At 52.1% G+C, this 16,286-nt stretch carries 20 protein-coding genes; 6 read left to right on the forward strand and 14 right to left on the reverse strand.

Annotated elements, in window-relative coordinates:
• The 9 genes from NNO03_RS01690 to fkpA form a co-directional block, all read right to left on the reverse strand.
• Positions 1-503 (reverse strand): GTP-binding protein (locus NNO03_RS01690; protein WP_000031735.1); only part of this gene is annotated, 503 nt, incomplete at its 3' end.
• Positions 504-572: 69 nt separating this feature from the next.
• Positions 573-2,687 (reverse strand): elongation factor G, encoded by a 2,115-nt coding sequence (gene fusA, locus NNO03_RS01695; RefSeq protein WP_003023659.1) that lies wholly within the window; start codon positions 2,685-2,687, stop codon positions 573-575.
• 96 nt (positions 2,688-2,783) lie between these two features.
• Positions 2,784-3,254 (reverse strand): 30S ribosomal protein S7, encoded by a 471-nt coding sequence (rpsG, locus tag NNO03_RS01700; RefSeq protein WP_003023657.1) that lies wholly within the window; start codon positions 3,252-3,254, stop codon positions 2,784-2,786.
• Positions 3,255-3,349: 95 nt separating this feature from the next.
• Positions 3,350-3,724: a 30S ribosomal protein S12 gene (gene rpsL, locus NNO03_RS01705; protein ID WP_003023654.1), complete on the reverse strand. Its 375-nt coding sequence runs from the start codon at positions 3,722-3,724 to the stop codon at positions 3,350-3,352.
• Positions 3,725-3,849: 125 nt separating this feature from the next.
• A complete protein-coding gene (tusB, locus tag NNO03_RS01710; RefSeq protein WP_271442321.1) occupies positions 3,850-4,137 on the reverse strand; it encodes a sulfurtransferase complex subunit TusB in 288 nt (95 codons plus the stop codon).
• A gap of 7 nt (positions 4,138-4,144) precedes the next feature.
• Positions 4,145-4,504, reverse strand: coding sequence for a sulfurtransferase complex subunit TusC (gene tusC, locus NNO03_RS01715; protein ID WP_121585138.1), 360 nt, complete (start codon positions 4,502-4,504; stop codon positions 4,145-4,147).
• Positions 4,504-4,890 carry a sulfurtransferase complex subunit TusD gene (gene tusD, locus NNO03_RS01720; RefSeq protein WP_005121677.1) on the reverse strand — a complete coding sequence of 129 codons (387 nt, stop codon included), beginning with the start codon at positions 4,888-4,890 and terminating at the stop codon, positions 4,504-4,506. The genes tusC and tusD overlap by 1 nt, the downstream gene beginning before the upstream one ends.
• A complete protein-coding gene (locus NNO03_RS01725; protein WP_003023643.1) occupies positions 4,890-5,612 on the reverse strand; it encodes a transcriptional regulator in 723 nt (240 codons plus the stop codon). The genes tusD and NNO03_RS01725 overlap by 1 nt, the downstream gene beginning before the upstream one ends.
• 167 nt (positions 5,613-5,779) lie before the next feature.
• Entirely contained in the window at positions 5,780-6,598 is an 819-nt protein-coding gene (fkpA, locus tag NNO03_RS01730) for an FKBP-type peptidyl-prolyl cis-trans isomerase (protein ID WP_271442317.1), read from the reverse strand.
• A gap of 231 nt (positions 6,599-6,829) precedes the next feature.
• On the opposite strand from fkpA, the gene NNO03_RS01735 reads away from it, so the two are divergent.
• Positions 6,830-7,048, forward strand: a complete 219-nt coding sequence (locus NNO03_RS01735) for a protein SlyX (RefSeq protein WP_003023639.1) — start codon at positions 6,830-6,832, stop codon at positions 7,046-7,048.
• A 112-nt stretch (positions 7,049-7,160) separates the two neighbouring features.
• On the opposite strand, the gene slyD is transcribed toward NNO03_RS01735, so the two are convergent.
• The 4 genes from slyD to kefG all read right to left on the reverse strand — a co-directional run bounded on the left by slyD (position 7,161) and on the right by kefG (position 10,427).
• The gene (gene slyD, locus NNO03_RS01740; protein ID WP_003023634.1) at positions 7,161-7,766 is read right to left on the reverse strand and encodes a peptidylprolyl isomerase; all 606 of its coding nucleotides are present in this window, start codon (positions 7,764-7,766) and stop codon (positions 7,161-7,163) included.
• A 94-nt stretch (positions 7,767-7,860) separates the two neighbouring features.
• Positions 7,861-8,061, reverse strand: coding sequence for a YheV family putative zinc ribbon protein (locus NNO03_RS01745; RefSeq protein WP_271442316.1), 201 nt, complete (start codon positions 8,059-8,061; stop codon positions 7,861-7,863).
• 9 nt (positions 8,062-8,070) lie between these two features.
• A complete protein-coding gene (gene kefB, locus NNO03_RS01750; RefSeq protein WP_271442315.1) occupies positions 8,071-9,876 on the reverse strand; it encodes a glutathione-regulated potassium-efflux system protein KefB in 1,806 nt (601 codons plus the stop codon).
• Complete coding sequence (gene kefG, locus NNO03_RS01755; protein WP_271442323.1) at positions 9,876-10,427, reverse strand: glutathione-regulated potassium-efflux system ancillary protein KefG; 552 nt, start codon at positions 10,425-10,427, stop codon at positions 9,876-9,878. Before kefG ends, kefB begins: the two co-directional genes overlap by 1 nt.
• A 132-nt stretch (positions 10,428-10,559) precedes the next feature.
• Here kefG and NNO03_RS01760 point away from each other — a divergent pair, with 132 nt between their 5' ends.
• The 4 genes from NNO03_RS01760 (at position 10,560) to NNO03_RS01775 (ending at position 14,829) form a co-directional block, all read left to right on the forward strand.
• A complete protein-coding gene (locus tag NNO03_RS01760; protein ID WP_271448646.1) occupies positions 10,560-12,461 on the forward strand; it encodes an ABC transporter ATP-binding protein in 1,902 nt (633 codons plus the stop codon).
• Positions 12,462-12,668: 207 nt separating this feature from the next.
• Complete coding sequence (locus NNO03_RS01765) at positions 12,669-13,691, forward strand: hydrolase (RefSeq protein WP_271448647.1); 1,023 nt, start codon at positions 12,669-12,671, stop codon at positions 13,689-13,691.
• Positions 13,688-13,906: a YheU family protein gene (locus NNO03_RS01770; RefSeq protein ID WP_202037580.1), complete on the forward strand. Its 219-nt coding sequence runs from the start codon at positions 13,688-13,690 to the stop codon at positions 13,904-13,906. Before NNO03_RS01765 ends, NNO03_RS01770 begins: the two co-directional genes overlap by 4 nt.
• A gap of 53 nt (positions 13,907-13,959) precedes the next feature.
• Positions 13,960-14,829, forward strand: coding sequence for a phosphoribulokinase (locus tag NNO03_RS01775; protein ID WP_008786301.1), 870 nt, complete (start codon positions 13,960-13,962; stop codon positions 14,827-14,829).
• A 98-nt stretch (positions 14,830-14,927) separates the two neighbouring features.
• On the opposite strand, the gene NNO03_RS01780 is transcribed toward NNO03_RS01775, so the two are convergent.
• The gene (locus tag NNO03_RS01780; RefSeq protein ID WP_202037578.1) at positions 14,928-15,332 is read right to left on the reverse strand and encodes an OsmC family protein; all 405 of its coding nucleotides are present in this window, start codon (positions 15,330-15,332) and stop codon (positions 14,928-14,930) included.
• A 308-nt stretch (positions 15,333-15,640) separates the two neighbouring features.
• Here NNO03_RS01780 and crp point away from each other — a divergent pair, with 308 nt between their 5' ends.
• The gene (crp, locus tag NNO03_RS01785; protein WP_000242758.1) at positions 15,641-16,273 is read left to right on the forward strand and encodes a cAMP-activated global transcriptional regulator CRP; all 633 of its coding nucleotides are present in this window, start codon (positions 15,641-15,643) and stop codon (positions 16,271-16,273) included.
• Positions 16,274-16,286: the final 13 nt, after the last annotated feature.

The following is a 16,286-nucleotide window of genomic DNA, read 5'->3' on the forward strand; positions in this document are numbered from 1 at the left end:
GTGTCGTCGCCCGGGAAATCGTACTGAGACAGAAGTTCACGAACTTCCATTTCTACCAGTTCCAGCAGCTCTTCGTCATCAACCATGTCGCATTTGTTCAGGAACACGATGATGTACGGAACGCCTACCTGACGACCCAGCAGGATGTGCTCACGAGTCTGCGGCATCGGGCCGTCAGTCGCAGCAACAACCAGGATCGCGCCGTCCATCTGCGCAGCACCGGTGATCATGTTTTTAACATAGTCGGCGTGGCCCGGGCAGTCTACGTGCGCGTAGTGGCGAGTCGGGGTGTCATATTCAACGTGAGAAGTGTTGATGGTGATACCACGAGCTTTTTCTTCCGGAGCGTTATCGATCTGGTCGAAAGCACGAGCAGCACCGCCGTAGGTTTTAGCCAGTACGGTGGTGATTGCAGCGGTCAGGGTAGTTTTACCGTGGTCAACGTGGCCGATGGTGCCGACGTTAACGTGCGGTTTTGTACGTTCAAATTTTTCTTTAGACACGGCTATATTCCTTACTATAGTGCTCTCCCCTTTGGAGAGAGCACGGGACTTAGGTTTTAATCCTGTGGCTTATTTACCACGGGCTTCAATAACGGCCTGAGCAACGTTGTTCGGCGCATCGTCGTACTTCAGGAACTCCATGGAGTAAGAAGCACGGCCTTTGGTCAGAGAACGCAGTTGGGTTGCATATCCGAACATTTCAGACAGCGGAACTTCAGCGTGGATAACAACGCCAGTGACGTTGGATTCCTGACCACGAAGCATACCACGACGGCGGCTCAAGTCACCGATAACGTCACCGGTGTTCTCTTCCGGAGTCTCTACTTCAACCTTCATGATAGGCTCAAGCAGAACTGGTTTCGCTTTCTTAAAGCCATCTTTGAAGGCGATAGAAGCGGCCAGTTTAAACGCCAGCTCAGAGGAGTCAACGTCATGGTAAGAACCGAAGTGTAGACGCACGCCCAGATCAACAACCGGGTAACCAGCCAGCGGGCCGGATTTCAGCTGTTCCTGGATGCCTTTATCAACGGCCGGGATGTATTCGCCAGGAATTACACCACCTTTGATGTCGTTGATGAACTCGTAGCCTTTCGGGTTTGAACCCGGCTCCAGCGGGTACATGTCGATAACAACATGACCGTACTGGCCGCGACCACCAGACTGCTTAGCGTGTTTACCTTCGATATCGGTAACTTTCGCACGAATCGCTTCGCGGTAAGCAACCTGAGGTTTACCGACGTTCGCTTCAACGTTGAATTCACGCTTCATACGGTCAACGATGATGTCGAGGTGCAGCTCACCCATACCGGCGATAATGGTCTGGTTAGATTCTTCGTCAGTCCATACACGGAAAGACGGGTCTTCTTTAGCCAGACGGCCCAGAGCCAGACCCATTTTTTCCTGGTCAGCTTTGGTTTTCGGTTCAACTGCGATGGAGATTACCGGCTCAGGGAATTCCATACGTTCCAGAATGATCGGGTGATCCGGGTCACACAGGGTGTCACCAGTGGTCACGTCTTTCAGACCGATTGCAGCCGCGATATCGCCCGCGCGAACTTCTTTGATCTCTTCACGTTTGTTGGCGTGCATCTGAACGATACGGCCAAAACGCTCACGTGCAGTTTTCACGGAGTTCAGGATGGTGTCACCGGAGTTAACCACACCAGAGTACACACGGAAGAAGGTCAGGTTACCCACGAACGGGTCGGTAGCGATTTTGAATGCCAGTGCAGCAAACGGCTCGTCATCGCTAGCATGACGCTCAGCAGGAGTATCTTTACCGTCGTCCAGAATACCGTTGATCGCAGGTACGTCGACTGGGGATGGCAGGTAATCAATTACCGCATCCAGCATCGCCTGAACACCTTTGTTCTTGAACGCAGAACCACAGGTTACCAGGATGATTTCGTTGTTCAGAACACGCTGACGCAGAGCTTTTTTGATCTCTTCTTCAGTCAGTTCTTCACCACCCAAGTATTTCTCCATCAGCTCTTCTGAAGCTTCCGCAGCGGACTCGATCAGGTTCTGGTGCCATTCTTCAGCCAGTTCCTGCATGTCTGCCGGGATATCTTCATAAGTGAAGGTTACACCTGCATCTTCTTCGTTCCAGTTGATGGCTTTCATTTTCACCAGGTCAACAACACCGGTGAACGCTTCTTCAGCGCCAATTGCCAGCTGCAGCGGAACAGGGTTCGCGCCCAGACGGGTTTTGATCTGACCAACAACTTTCAGGAAGTTCGCACCCATACGGTCCATTTTGTTAACGAACGCAATGCGCGGAACTTTATATTTGTTTGCCTGACGCCATACGGTTTCAGACTGAGGCTGAACACCACCAACTGCGCAGTAAACCATTACTGCACCATCAAGCACACGCATGGAACGTTCTACTTCGATTGTGAAGTCAACGTGCCCCGGGGTGTCGATGATGTTTACGCGATGCGGTTCGTACTGCTTAGCCATACCAGACCAGAATGCAGTAGTCGCTGCGGAAGTGATAGTAATACCACGCTCCTGCTCCTGCTCCATCCAGTCCATGGTGGCTGCGCCGTCATGAACTTCACCGATTTTATGGTTTACACCGGTGTAGAACAGAATACGTTCGGTAGTAGTGGTTTTACCGGCGTCGATGTGCGCACTGATACCGATGTTACGGTAGCGCGCGATGGGTGTTGTACGAGCCATTTGATTCCTCGTTTATCTTTTAGGCGTTCAATTTAAGTAGCCCAAAGCGGGCTGCTTACTAGAAGCGCCCGCCTGGTGACTAAAACTCCGAAGGGATTACCAACGGTAGTGTGCGAACGCCTTGTTGGCTTCTGCCATACGGTGAACGTCTTCACGTTTCTTAACTGCAGTACCTTTGTTTTCTGCAGCATCAGAAAGTTCGTTCGCCAGGCGCAGAGCCATGGATTTATCACCGCGTTTACGAGCAGCTTCAACGATCCAACGCATTGCCAGAGCATTACGACGGACCGGACGGACTTCAACTGGTACCTGATAAGTAGAACCACCAACGCGGCGAGACTTAACTTCGACAGTCGGGCGCACGTTTTCGAGAGCTACTTCGAAAGCTTCCAGTTCGTTTTTACCAGAACGCTGAGCCAGGGTCTCCAGCGCGCTGTATACGATAGTTTCGGCAGTAGATTTTTTACCATCTACCATCAGGATATTTACAAATTTAGCCAGCAGTTCTGATCCGAACTTCGGATCCGGCAGAATTTTACGCTGACCAATGACGCGACGACGTGGCATGGAAATACTCCGTTGTTAATTCAGGATTGTCCAAAACTCTAAGAGTTTAGTTTGACATTAATATAAAACGTTTGGCCTTACTTAACGGAGAACCATTAAGCCTTAGGACGTTTCACGCCATACTTGGAGCGTGATTGCTTACGGTCTTTAACGCCGGAGCAGTCAAGCGCACCACGAACGGTGTGGTAACGAACACCCGGGAGGTCTTTTACACGACCGCCACGGATCAGGATCACGGAGTGCTCCTGCAGGTTGTGACCTTCACCACCGATGTAGGAAGTCACTTCAAAACCGTTAGTCAGACGAACACGGCAAACTTTACGCAGTGCGGAGTTCGGTTTTTTAGGGGTGGTAGTATATACACGAGTACATACGCCACGTTTCTGCGGGCATGCTTCCAGCGCAGGCACGTTGCTTTTTGCAACTTTGCGTGCACGTGGTTTGCGTACCAGCTGGTTAACTGTTGCCATTAAATAGCTCCTGGTTTTAGCTTTTGCTTCGTAAACACGTAATAAAACGACCTCATACAATATGAGGACGCAGAATTTTAGGTCGGTGTCGAAAAGGTGTCAAGAAATATACAACGATCCCACAATTACCAGGTCATCTGGCTGAGATGCTTCACCGTAAGTCTGACGAAGTCAGTATAGCCAACCCTGACGACACTGTCTGAAATTTGACCACCCAACCCGCGAGCTTTAATGTCTTCTTCCAGTACATAGACCTTAATGGAGGCATTTTGCAGACTTTCAAGGAAACGACTGCCTTCTATTGCTGCAGTGACGCTATCCTGAAGCAGTAATAGCTCGTCATCTTCAGCAATCAGACGCAGGAGAGAGGAGAAGTCGGTTAGCCACGCAGAGCGATGTAAAATGTGCAGCATGAGAGCCTCAAAACCTCAAAATGACGTCATAGTTGCCAAGCTCACGACGCAAATCTTCCGGTTCAAGCGCCGTCGCATCAACCACAAAATTCGCCCCCTCTGCCAGGCCTCGCTCACGCAATGAGGCCGCACAAAGCCAGCATTGTTCTATATCGTACAATCCTAACAGTTTGAAAGTAGCAATATAGTCTCGCGCCAGAACGACATCCGGTTGTTGCCCCTGGAGGATCTGGAAGACACCATCACCGATAAAGAACACGCCGAGATCTTCCGTTAATGCAGATGTCGCCAGTAAAGCATCCAGTCCTTCGCGGCCGGATGCGCTGCCGTGCGGCACAGTAGAAAAAACAAAGGCAACACGTTTCATTAAAACTGCACCACGCGATCGCACGTCAGGGATGCTTCAGCCAGCGATCCAAGACCGCTGAGAGTAAATCCTGACTGTAAATTAGCACCAGACAACCCCAGTCGTGTTGCCTCAGTCTCATCAACAACACCACGCCGCAAGGCTGCCGCTACACAGATATTCAGCGCCACACCATGCTGCTGGTGAAGCTTTTGCCAGGCTCGCACTAAATCAAATTCATCACTGGCGGGCGATGTCAGAACGTTCGCGTTATACACGCCCTCACGATAAAAGAAGACGCTACACAATTCGTGTCCTTCTTCGAGTAGCGCATGCGCAAATTGCAATGCGCTACTCGCTTGCTGTGTGCCGTAGGCGGGCCCGGTTACCATGATGGCAAAACGCATTACTTATCTTGCCCCTGGAAATCACCGCTTTTGAACTGGCGAATATAGAGGTAGACCGTGTGCTTGGAGATGTTCAGACGATCGGCAACCTGATTGATCGCATCTTTAATATCGAAGATCCCTTTCTCATACAGGTTCAGGACGATCTGACGATTCTTGGCATTGTTGGAGACGTTACGATCGGCGTTCACTTCTTCAATGGTGAACTCCAGCGTCTGGGTCACCAGATCTTCGACTGAGGACGCGAAGTTCACGGCTGATCCCACTTCCGGGGTCTCCGGCGGGATAAAGGTATTCATTATCTGCGAGAAAGGGACATCAAGGTTCATGTTGATGCACAGCAGACCAATCACGCGATGCTCACGGTTGCGAATGGCAATCGTCACCGACTTCATCAAGACACCGCTTTTCGCGCGTGTGAAATAACACTTCGACACGCTGCTATCCGCACCCGTCATATCATGCAGCATACGCAACGCAAGGTCGGTAATCGGCGAGCCAATTTTACGGCCCGTATGTTCACCGTTAGCGATGCGAATGGCCGAGCATTTCAAATCCTGCAAAGAGTGCAATACGATTTCACAATGGGAACCAATGAGCATCGCCAACCCGTCCACTACCGCTTCATAGGATTTAAGGATATCGAAGTCGGTTTGATCGAAAGGACGTTGATCCAGTAAATCTAGCTCACTGGTTTCGTTGGTTAAAAGCGACCTGGACATGAAAAAAAGCACTCCTTTTCAGGAGCCTGTCGTTATGTTGTCAGGGCAGGCTCATCACTATTATAGGGGCATCTAAAGTAATACAGCGCACAAGGCGCTTTCCAGTATTAATTATATCCTGCCGATAATAAAAAACCGCCGCCCTGTGGGCGGCGGTTTCTAATCATTTACTTTTTGCTGCTGTCTGCAGCTTTATCAGCCGGTGCAGCATCTGGCTTCGCATCTGCTTTCGGTGCCGGTTTGATATCTAACAGCTCAACATCAAAGACCAGCGTGGAGTTTGCTGGAATGCCCGGAACGCCAGTTTTACCGTATGCCAGATCCGGTGGGATAACCAACTGGATTTTACCGCCTTTCTTGATGTTTTTCAGGCCTTCAGTCCAGCCAGGAATAACACCGTCAAGACGGAAAGAGAGCGGCTCGCCACGGGTGTAAGAGTTATCAAACTCTTTACCATCAATCAGCGTACCTTTGTAGTTCACAACCACAGTATCGCTGTCTTTCGGTGCTTCACCGGTACCTTCTTTCTCTACTTTGTAGACCAGGCCAGTAGAAGAGGTTTTGACACCTTTCTCTTTAGCAAACTTAGCACGGTACTCTTTACCTTTCGCTTCGTTATCGGCCGCATCTTTTTCCATTTTCGCCTGAGCGGAAGTCTTCACGCGCGCTTCAAATGCCTGCAGAGTTTGTTCGATTTCCTGGTCAGACAGTTTGCTCTTATCTGCAAACGCATCCTGAACACCCGCGATCAACTGATCTTTATCCAGTTTGATGCCCAGTTTTTCCTGTTCTTTCAGGGAGTTTTCCATGTAACGACCCAGGGACGCGCCCAGCGCGTAAGCGGCTTTTTGGTCGTCATTTTTGAATGCTGCTTTGCTGTCAGCGGTAGCGGCTGGTTTCGCAGCATCAGCAGCGAAGGTGATCGGGGCATGCAGTGCAACGGCCATTGTGGTCGCCAGCAGCGTTACTTTAAACAGTGATTTCATCCATCTCTCCAGGGCCGGGGCATCTCACCCCAGGGTTAGCTAACATAAAAACGTACTATAAAGCGTTGTAGAACAAATCAACATACAGGCACGCCCTATTATCACCACTTTTCAGACACTTTTTGTTTAAATTAGTTTCGTTGCAGAGGAATGAGTGCTGTGCAAACAGGCAAAGTTAAGTAGAATTCGCCGCAGTCCGCGATCTGCCGGAAAAAACAGAAGAGGTGAATCATGCAGGATACAACGATGGAAACTCGCCTGGCTGAGCTGGAGAGTCGCCTGGCGTTTCAGGAAATAACCATTGAAGAGCTGAACGTAACGGTGACCGCGCATGAACTGGAAATGGCCAAACTGCGCGACCATCTGCGTCTGCTGACAGAAAAGCTCAAAGCCACTCAGCCGTCTCATATCGCGTCGCAGTCTGAAGAGACGCCACCGCCACATTATTGAGGCGTAAAAAAAGCGGGGTTTCCCCGCTTTTTTGTGCCGGATGACGACGTAAACGTCTTATCCGGCCTACGGTCGGCCTGATAAGCGTAGCGCCATCAGGCAATCATACCGATTAGTGGCAACCGCAGCCGCCGCCGTTACCTTTACCGCCACCACCGCAGCAGCCTTCGCCACCGTGCTCGTGACCATGGTCGTGACCGTGACCACCGCAGCAACCATCGTGACCGTGGTCATGATCGTGGTCATGGCCATGCGCACCGTGAACGTGGCCATGGGCCAGCTCTTCTTCGGTCGCTTCACGGATAGCAACAACTTCTACGTTGAATTTCAGGTTCTGGCCAGCCAGCATGTGGTTACCGTCAACCACAACGTGGTCGTCTTCCACTTCGGTAATTTCTACCGGTACTGGACCCTGGTCAGTTTCCGCCAGGAAACGCATGCCAACCTGCAGTTCATCAACGCCCATGAAGACGTCTTTAGGAACGCGCTGCACCAGGTTTTCATCATACTGACCGTAAGCGTCGTTTGCGCCTACAGCAACGTCGAATTTATCGCCAACTTCATGACCGTCCAGCGCTGTTTCCAGGCCAGAAATCAGGGAACCGTGACCATGCAGGTAGTCCAGCGGTGCACTCACCGGAGACTCATCAACCAACACACCGTCTTCTGTACGTACCTGATAGGCCAGGCTGACCACCAGGTCCTTTGCTACTTTCATGATATCTCCTGAGCATGGAAAGAATAGTGGCGCAGATTGTAGCGGAATTCTGCACCCGTGTACCCTCTAGCTTAAAAAAAGCTGCGTCATATCGCTAGTCCGGATGAAAAATCCCGATCACTTGCTCCTCTTTGCGAACGTGCTCGCGCGCTTCTTTATCGGCCTCGCGCATCTGATGACCACACTTAACACACTCAACAATATCGATATTATTTTCACGCCACATCGCCAGCGAATCCTGCGCCTGGCAGGTCGGACATTTTGCGCCTGCAATAAAACGTTTACGAATTGCCATGGTTATCCTCTACTCAAATTCATCCCAGCCATCCAACTGGCGCCGTTCTTTCTGCATCTCCCGCTGGAAAATCTCCTCCAGCTCACGCCGGGCCTCTCTGGCACGAGAGATTTGCACCGTATCGGTATGCATCGGGATCAATTCCCGTAGCATGCGCATATCGAGTCGACGAAAATGTAACTGGGCGCGCTGCGCCTGATGCGGATGCATCCCCAACGACACCAGCGCTTTGCGCCCCAGTTCCAGTGCGCTCGAGAAGGTTTCACGGGAAAACTGCGTGACACCTGCCTGTAATAACTCATGCGCCTCTACACGTCCGCGCGCTCGCGCAAGAATATGCAAATGCGGAAAATGTTGTTGGCACAGTTCCACCAGCTTCATCGTGTCTTCAGGTTCATTGCAGGTGATCACAATAGACTGCGCCGCCTCTGCGCCAGCGGAACGTAAAAGCTCCACCTGCGTGGCGTCACCGTAATAGACTTTATAGCCATATTTACGCATCAGATTCACCGCACTGATATCCCGCTCCAGGACGGTAATACGCATTTTGTTCGCCATCAGCAAACGGCCGATCACCTGACCAAAACGCCCAAACCCCACCACGATAACCTGCGGCTTATCGTCTTCCACCCAGGGCTGTTCATCTTCCTCATCCGGGCCGTTGAACTGGCGAGAGAGCCATTTATCAATCAGCTTCATCAACAGTGGCGTGGTCATCATCGACAGCGTGACGGTTACCAGCAAAAGTGCCATTTGATCGCCCTGAAACAGCCGCTGGGAAGATGCCGTTGAAAAAAGCACGAAGGCAAATTCTCCGCCCTGGCTTAGCACCCCCGCAAATTGCATCCGCTCCGAGCTTCTCATGCCGTTCAGCCGCGCCAACACATAGAGCACCAGCGTCTTCACGATGACCAGTACCATCACGCTCGCCACTACCCACAAAATATGGGTATAAAGCACGCCAAGGTTAAGTGACATCCCCACCGAGATGAAAAATAACCCGAGCAAAAGCCCTTTAAAGGGATCAATCGCCGTTTCCAGTTCATGTCGATATTCGCTTTCCGCCAGCAGCACGCCAGCGATAAACGTTCCCAGCGCCATCGACAGGCCCAGCGCATCCATAAACAACGCAGAGCCCAATACCAGCAGCAACGTGGCCGCGGTAAACACTTCCCGCACGCCGGACCCCGCAATAAAGCGAAAGACAGGACGCAGCAGATAGCGTCCGCCAATCAACATGCCAGCAAAAGCCAACACCTTCATGCCCACTTTGATCCAGTCAAAATGCTCATCGGCTGATCCTGCTAACAGCGGAACCAGCGCCAACGCGGGGATCACCGCCAAATCCTGGAACAACAGCACTGAAAAGCCCAGTTGTCCGGATTCACTGCGGTTCATCCCTTTTTCCCGCATCAGCTGTAACGCCATTGCCGTCGATGACATCGCCAAACCAATCCCACCGACTACCGCCGCCTGCCAGGAAAAGTCAGTGAGCATCAATAACCCTGCCAGGACAAGCGCGCTAAGTAACACCTGCGCGGCACCGACACCAAAAATTGAACGCCGCAATTGCCATAGTTTAGCCGGGTTAAGTTCCAGCCCGATGATGAACATCAGGAAGACCACGCCCAGCTCGGAGAAATGCAGAATTTCATCCACGTCACTGATGAAGCCAAGTCCCCATGGGCCAATAGCGATCCCCGCCAGCAAATAGCCCAACACCGGTCCAATACCCAGCCGCGATGCCAACGGCACCGCAGCCACCGCCGCGAAGAGGAACAGCACTCCCGCCGTCAATAAATCAGAACCTTCCATCAGCGGCCTCCCACAGGAATCGGATTCGCCAGCCAGTCACCATACGCTTTAGCATGGCTGTCCAGCTCCTGCTTCGTTTGCCGTCTGGCCCAGTAAACGATGATGGGACTCATCCAGTGCATCCGGCACATTCCTGCCGTCAGCTCAAAAGGACGTAACACATCACTCATCGGATAGCGGTTCAGCGCGTCATACCGATACGCACTTTCCGGCTCACCAGTGGTGATCACACTCCGCCAGTACTTTCCCGCCAGTTGGTTCCCTCCGGGGCCACTGGCAAACCCGCGACTCAGTACGCGGTCAAGCCACTCCTTTAGCAGAGCCGGGCAGCTATAGGTATAGAGCGGATGCTGAAAAACAATCACGTCATGCTCACGCAGCAATTCCTGCTCGTGCGAAATATCGATAAAAAAATCAGGATAGTGCGCGTAAAGATCGTGCACGGTAACATTATTGAGCTGCATGGCCGGTTTAAGCAGAACCCGGTTCGCGACCGAGTCCTGAGATTCCGGATGGGCATACAGCAGCAACACTTTCGCTGGCTGGGACATCATCCCCCTCCCGGTTTTGTCTTTTGTCTATTTTCGGCGTTTTGGGCTACCATTGCGCCTCGGTGCGGCAAATAGCCCACACATTACATTATCATAATGATAAATTAACATAGTCTGAACATACGGCGCCTTATGATTGTTTTCTCATCGTTACAAATTCGTCGCGGCGTGCGCGTCTTGCTGGACAATGCCACGGCCACCATTAATCCAGGGCAGAAGGTTGGCCTGGTGGGTAAAAATGGCTGCGGTAAATCTACCCTGCTGGCATTGCTGAAAAATGAAATCAGCGCAGACGCCGGCGGATTTACGTTCCCGGGAAACTGGCAACTCGCATGGGTGAATCAGGAAACGCCAGCGTTACCACAGCCTGCGCTGGAATACGTGATTGATGGCGACCGCGAATATCGTCAACTGGAAGCACAGTTAAACGATGCCAACGAACGTAACGATGGGCACGCTATTGCCACCGTCCATGGCAAACTGGATGCCATCGATGCCTGGACCGTGCGCTCACGCGCGGCCAGCCTGCTGCACGGTCTCGGTTTCTCTAACGAGCAGCTAGAGCGCCCGGTCAGCGATTTCTCTGGTGGCTGGCGTATGCGTCTCAATCTGGCCCAGGCGCTGATTTGCCGTTCAGATTTGCTACTGCTTGATGAACCGACCAACCACCTCGATCTTGACGCGGTGATCTGGCTGGAAAGATGGCTGAAAAGCTACCAGGGCACGCTGATATTGATCTCCCATGACCGTGACTTCCTCGATCCGGTGGTGGATAAAATTATTCATATCGAACAGCAAACTATGTTCGAGTACACCGGCAACTACAGCGCGTTTGAAATCCAGCGTGCGACCCGCCTCGCACAGCAACAGGCAATGTACGAAAGCCAGCAGGAGCGCGTGGCGCATCTGCAAAGCTATATCGATCGTTTCCGCGCTAAAGCAACGAAAGCGAAGCAGGCACAGAGCCGTATCAAAATGCTGGAACGCATGGAGCTGATTGCCCCAGCGCACGTGGACAACCCGTTCCACTTCAGCTTCCGTGAGCCGGAAAGCCTGCCAAACCCGCTGCTGAAGATGGAAAAGGTTAGCGCTGGCTACGGCGATCGCGTCATTCTCGATTCGATCAAACTGAATCTGGTGCCGGGTTCCCGCATCGGCCTGCTCGGTCGCAACGGCGCGGGTAAATCGACGCTGATTAAGCTGCTGGCCGGCGAACTGGCCCCAATCAGCGGTGAGATTGGCCTGGCGAAAGGCATCAAACTGGGCTACTTCGCACAGCATCAACTGGAATTTTTGCGCGCTGATGAATCCCCCATTCAGCACCTGGCACGTATGGCTCCACAAGAGCTCGAACAGAAACTGCGTGATTATCTTGGTGGATTCGGCTTCCAGGGCGATAAAGTCAGCGAAGAAACCCGACGTTTCTCCGGCGGTGAAAAAGCGCGTCTGGTGCTGGCATTGATCGTCTGGCAGCGCCCGAACCTGCTGCTGCTTGATGAACCGACCAACCACCTGGATCTGGACATGCGCCAGGCACTGACCGAAGCGCTAATCGATTTCGAAGGTGCACTGGTTGTGGTATCGCACGATCGCCACTTGATCCGCTCCACCACCGATGATCTCTATCTGGTGCACGACAAAAAAGTCGAGCCGTTTGATGGCGATCTGGAAGATTACCAGCAGTGGCTGAGCGACGTGCAAAAACAAGAAAATCAGAGCGACGAACCAGCAAAAGAGAGCGTTAACAGCGCCCAGGCGCGTAAGGACCAGAAACGCCGCGAAGCCGAGCTACGCAGCCTGACACAACCGCTGCGTAAAGAGATTACCCGTCTGGAAAAAGAGATGGAGAAGCTACACGCGCTACTGGCACAGGCTGAAGAGAAGCTCGGTGATAGCGAACTGTACGACCAAAGCCGTAAAGCTGAGCTCACAGCATGTCTGCAACAACAGGCAAGCGCGAAGTCCGGGCTGGAAGAGTGTGAAATGGCCTGGCTGGATGCGCAGGAACAGCTTGAGCAGATGCTGGCTGAGTAGCCCTGATTGCCGGATAAGGCGAAACCGCCATCCGGCACCGGAGCCGAATATGCCTGATGGCGGCGTTCGCGCGTCTTATCAGGCCTACGCTTCGGTCCAGGCTCGCGTAACCGGCTAACTGACTGGCGACAAAATCACATATTGGCTAACCCGCACGCGCTGTGCGCGGTATAGTTATTCTTTCCGATTATTAATTGCTCTGGTGTTATGGTTGAAATCACATCCACAGAAATGACCCCACCTACCGACGATTCGCGAGAATTCCGCCCGATGCGTGGTATCAGTAACCGTCATCTACAGACGATGCTGCCGCGTTTAATACGCCGTAAGGTGAAGTTCGATGCCCATTGGCAGCGTCTGGAATTACCCGATGGTGACTTTGTCGACCTGGCATGGAGCGAAGATCCACAGCAGGCCAAACATAAGCCGCGCCTGGTGGTTTTTCACGGTCTGGAAGGAAGCCTGAACAGTCCGTACGCGCATGGCCTGATTGAAGCGGCGCAAAAGCGCGGCTGGCTCGGTGTAGTGATGCATTTTCGTGGCTGTAGCGGTGAGCCAAATCGCCTGAATCGTATTTATCACTCTGGTGAAACAGAAGATGGCACCTGGTTTTTAAACTGGCTGGAGCGCGAGTTTGGACGCGTTCCAACCGCTGCAGTAGGTTATTCGCTCGGTGGGAATATGCTGGCCTGCCTGCTGGCGAAAGAAGGGAACACGATCCCCATTGATGCGGCAGTTATCGTCTCTGCACCGTTTGTGCTGGAAGCGTGTAGTTATCACATGGAGAAGGGTTTCTCCCGCGTCTACCAGCGCTACCTGCTCAATCTGCTGAAAGCCAACGCCTCACGGAAACTGGAAGCGTATCCGGGGTCGCTGCCAGTGAGCCTCGCGCAATTAAAATCCCTGCGTCGTATTCGCGATTTCGACGATTTGATCACGGCTAAAATCCACGGTTTTGCTGATGCTATAGATTACTATCGTCAGTGCAGCGCCATGCCACTGTTGAATCGGATCGCCAAACCGACGCTGATTATCCACGCCAAAGACGATCCGTTTATGGATAGCCATGTCATCCCACAACCCGAGAATCTGCCCCCACAGGTGGAGTATCAACTCACCGAGCACGGTGGACACGTCGGATTTATTGGTGGCACGTTACGTCGCCCTGAGATGTGGCTGGAATCGCGTATTCCAGACTGGCTGACAACATATCTGGAGGCATCATCATGATGATTCCCTGGCAAGACATCTCCCCGGACGCGCTGGATAACCTGATTGAAAGCTTTGTCTTGCGCGAAGGCACCGATTATGGTGAACATGAACGCTCGCTCGAACAAAAAGTCGCCGACGTCAAACGCCAACTACAATCAGGTGAAGCTGTGCTGGTGTGGTCCGAACTGCATGAAACGGTCAACATAATGCCGAGGAAACAGCTTCACGAGTAATCCGCTGCCGACGGCTGACTATAATAAAAAACCAACCTATTTATGGAGTTGTTATGTCTGCCAAACATCCGGTGATTGCGGTAACAGGATCCAGTGGCGCGGGGACCACCACCACCAGCCTCGCGTTTCGTAAAATTTTCGCACAGTTAAATCTGCGTGCCGCCGAGGTGGAAGGTGACAGTTTTCATCGTTATACCCGCCCGGAAATGGATATGGCGATCCGCAAAGCGCGCGACGCCGGACGACACATCAGCTACTTCGGCCCTGAAGCGAATGACTTTGGCCTGCTCGAACAAACCTTCATTGAGTACGGCCAGACGGGAAAAGGACAGTCGCGTAAATATCTGCATACCTATGATGAAGCCGTTCCATGGAACCAGGTTCCGGGCACATTCACCCCATGGCAACCGCTTCCTGAACCTACTGATGTACTGTTCTATGAAGGATTGCACGGCGGCGTCGTTACACCACAACAAAATGTGGCACGGCATGTCGATCTGCTTGTTGGTGTTGTCCCTATTGTGAACCTGGAGTGGATCCAGAAACTCACCCGCGATACCAGCGAACGCGGGCATTCACGTGAAGCGGTAATGGACTCGGTCGTTCGTTCAATGGACGATTATATCAATTACATTACGCCGCAGTTTTCCCGCACGCATATTAACTTCCAGCGAGTGCCCACCGTCGACACCTCCAACCCCTTTGCGGCAAAGAGTATTCCGTCACTGGATGAGAGCTTTGTAGTGATTCATTTTCGTAATCTGGAAGGCATCGATTATCCCTGGCTGCTGGCTATGCTGCAGGGTTCATTCATTTCCCATATCAATACATTAGTCGTGCCGGGCGGCAAGATGGGGCTGGCGATGGAATTGATCATGCTGCCATTGGTGCAGAGGCTGATGGAAGGTAAAAAGATAGAGTGATGTATGGGATGTGCCCGATGGCGCTACGCTTATCGGGCCTACGAGTCGGTATCGTTATGTAGGCCGGATAAGGCTACGCCGCCATCCGGCATCATATGTTAAGCAGCAATCACTTCGTAGGAATGGGTGATATTCACCGCTTTTTCCAGCATCAACGCCACGGAGCAATATTTCTCAGCAGAAAGATCAACCGCCCGAGACACAGACGCATCTTTCAGGTCGCGCCCCGTCACGATGAAATGCAGATTGATGTGGGTAAACAGACGCGGTGCTTCTTCACGGCGCTCAGAGGTGAGCTTCACTTCGCAGTTGGTGACATCCTGGCGTCCCTTTTGCAGAATGGACACGACATCAATGGCGCTACACCCCCCTGCCGCCATTAATACCATCTCCATCGGGCTCGGCGCTTTATCACCAGAGTTACCGTCCATCAAAATTTGGTGGCCTGAGGCGGACTCACCGAGGAAGGTTAACCCCTCAACCCACTTTACACGCGCTTGCATATTTCGTAACTCCAATGTTTCAATTTTCCTGACAGATTACGCGTACATAACAATTCTCGCAATGGAAGGCGACCTGCGTCATGCTGAAGCGAGACACCAGGAGACACACGGCGAAAGCTATGCTAAAACAGTCGGGATGCTACAGTAATACATTGACGTACTGCATGTATGCAGAGGACATCACATTACAGGCTGCAATCTATTTTTAGCAGCCCCCTTCCCAGGTAGCGGGAAGCACATTTTTGCAACCCCAGAGACAGCGTCGTGTTCTGGCTCTGGAGACAGCTTATAACAGAGGATAACCGCGCATGGTGCTTGGCAAACCGCAAACAGACCCGACTCTCGAATGGTTCTTGTCTCATTGCCATATTCATAAGTACCCATCGAAGAGCACGCTGATTCACCAGGGTGAAAAAGCGGAAACGTTGTATTACATCGTTAAAGGCTCAGTGGCAGTGCTGATCAAAGATGAAGAAGGGAAAGAAATGATCCTCTCTTATCTGAATCAGGGCGATTTTATTGGTGAATTAGGCCTCTTCGAAGAAGGCCAGGAACGTAGCGCCTGGGTACGTGCCAAAACCGCATGTGAAGTCGCTGAAATTTCCTACAAAAAATTTCGCCAATTAATCCAGGTCAACCCAGATATTCTGATGCGCCTGTCTTCTCAGATGGCTCGTCGTCTGCAGGTAACGTCTGAAAAAGTGGGCAACCTTGCCTTCCTCGACGTAACCGGTCGTATCGCCCAGACTCTGCTGAATCTGGCGAAACAGCCTGACGCGATGACCCACCCGGATGGCATGCAGATTAAAATCACCCGTCAGGAAATTGGCCAGATCGTTGGCTGTTCCCGTGAAACCGTTGGTCGTATCCTGAAGATGCTGGAAGATCAGAACCTGATCTCCGCACATGGTAAGACCATCGTCGTCTACGGCACGCGTTAATCCCATCGACATG

Origin of the sequence: Citrobacter sp. Igbk 16, from assembly GCF_028069755.1 — a bacterium.
In the GTDB taxonomy this organism is placed as follows: Bacteria; Pseudomonadota; Gammaproteobacteria; order Enterobacterales; family Enterobacteriaceae; genus Citrobacter.

Bases quoted from the DNA above. Each gene is read 5' to 3' on its own strand.
- tusC (WP_121585138.1), bottom strand. From the start codon at position 4,504: ATGAAACGTGTTGCCTTTGTTTTTTCTACTGTGCCGCACGGCAGCGCA.
- fusA (WP_003023659.1), bottom strand. From the start codon at position 2,687: ATGGCTCGTACAACACCCATCGCGCGCTACCGTAACATCGGTATCAGT.
- NNO03_RS01760 (WP_271448646.1), top strand. From the start codon at position 10,560: ATGATTGTTTTCTCATCGTTACAAATTCGTCGCGGCGTGCGCGTCTTG.
- kefB (WP_271442315.1), bottom strand. From the start codon at position 9,876: ATGGAAGGTTCTGATTTATTGACGGCGGGAGTGCTGTTCCTCTTCGCG.
- kefG (WP_271442323.1), bottom strand. From the start codon at position 10,427: ATGTCCCAGCCAGCGAAAGTGTTGCTGCTGTATGCCCATCCGGAATCT.
- rpsG (WP_003023657.1), bottom strand. From the start codon at position 3,254: ATGCCACGTCGTCGCGTCATTGGTCAGCGTAAAATTCTGCCGGATCCG.
- fkpA (WP_271442317.1), bottom strand. From the start codon at position 6,598: ATGAAATCACTGTTTAAAGTAACGCTGCTGGCGACCACAATGGCCGTT.
- NNO03_RS01725 (WP_003023643.1), bottom strand. From the start codon at position 5,612: ATGTCCAGGTCGCTTTTAACCAACGAAACCAGTGAGCTAGATTTACTG.
- crp (WP_000242758.1), top strand. From the start codon at position 15,641: ATGGTGCTTGGCAAACCGCAAACAGACCCGACTCTCGAATGGTTCTTG.
- NNO03_RS01775 (WP_008786301.1), top strand. From the start codon at position 13,960: ATGTCTGCCAAACATCCGGTGATTGCGGTAACAGGATCCAGTGGCGCG.
- tusD (WP_005121677.1), bottom strand. From the start codon at position 4,890: ATGCGTTTTGCCATCATGGTAACCGGGCCCGCCTACGGCACACAGCAA.
- NNO03_RS01765 (WP_271448647.1), top strand. From the start codon at position 12,669: ATGGTTGAAATCACATCCACAGAAATGACCCCACCTACCGACGATTCG.
- NNO03_RS01745 (WP_271442316.1), bottom strand. From the start codon at position 8,061: ATGGCAATTCGTAAACGTTTTATTGCAGGCGCAAAATGTCCGACCTGC.
- NNO03_RS01770 (WP_202037580.1), top strand. From the start codon at position 13,688: ATGATGATTCCCTGGCAAGACATCTCCCCGGACGCGCTGGATAACCTG.
- rpsL (WP_003023654.1), bottom strand. From the start codon at position 3,724: ATGGCAACAGTTAACCAGCTGGTACGCAAACCACGTGCACGCAAAGTT.
- NNO03_RS01780 (WP_202037578.1), bottom strand. From the start codon at position 15,332: ATGCAAGCGCGTGTAAAGTGGGTTGAGGGGTTAACCTTCCTCGGTGAG.
- slyD (WP_003023634.1), bottom strand. From the start codon at position 7,766: ATGAAAGTAGCAAAGGACCTGGTGGTCAGCCTGGCCTATCAGGTACGT.
- tusB (WP_271442321.1), bottom strand. From the start codon at position 4,137: ATGCTGCACATTTTACATCGCTCTGCGTGGCTAACCGACTTCTCCTCT.
- NNO03_RS01735 (WP_003023639.1), top strand. From the start codon at position 6,830: ATGCAGGATACAACGATGGAAACTCGCCTGGCTGAGCTGGAGAGTCGC.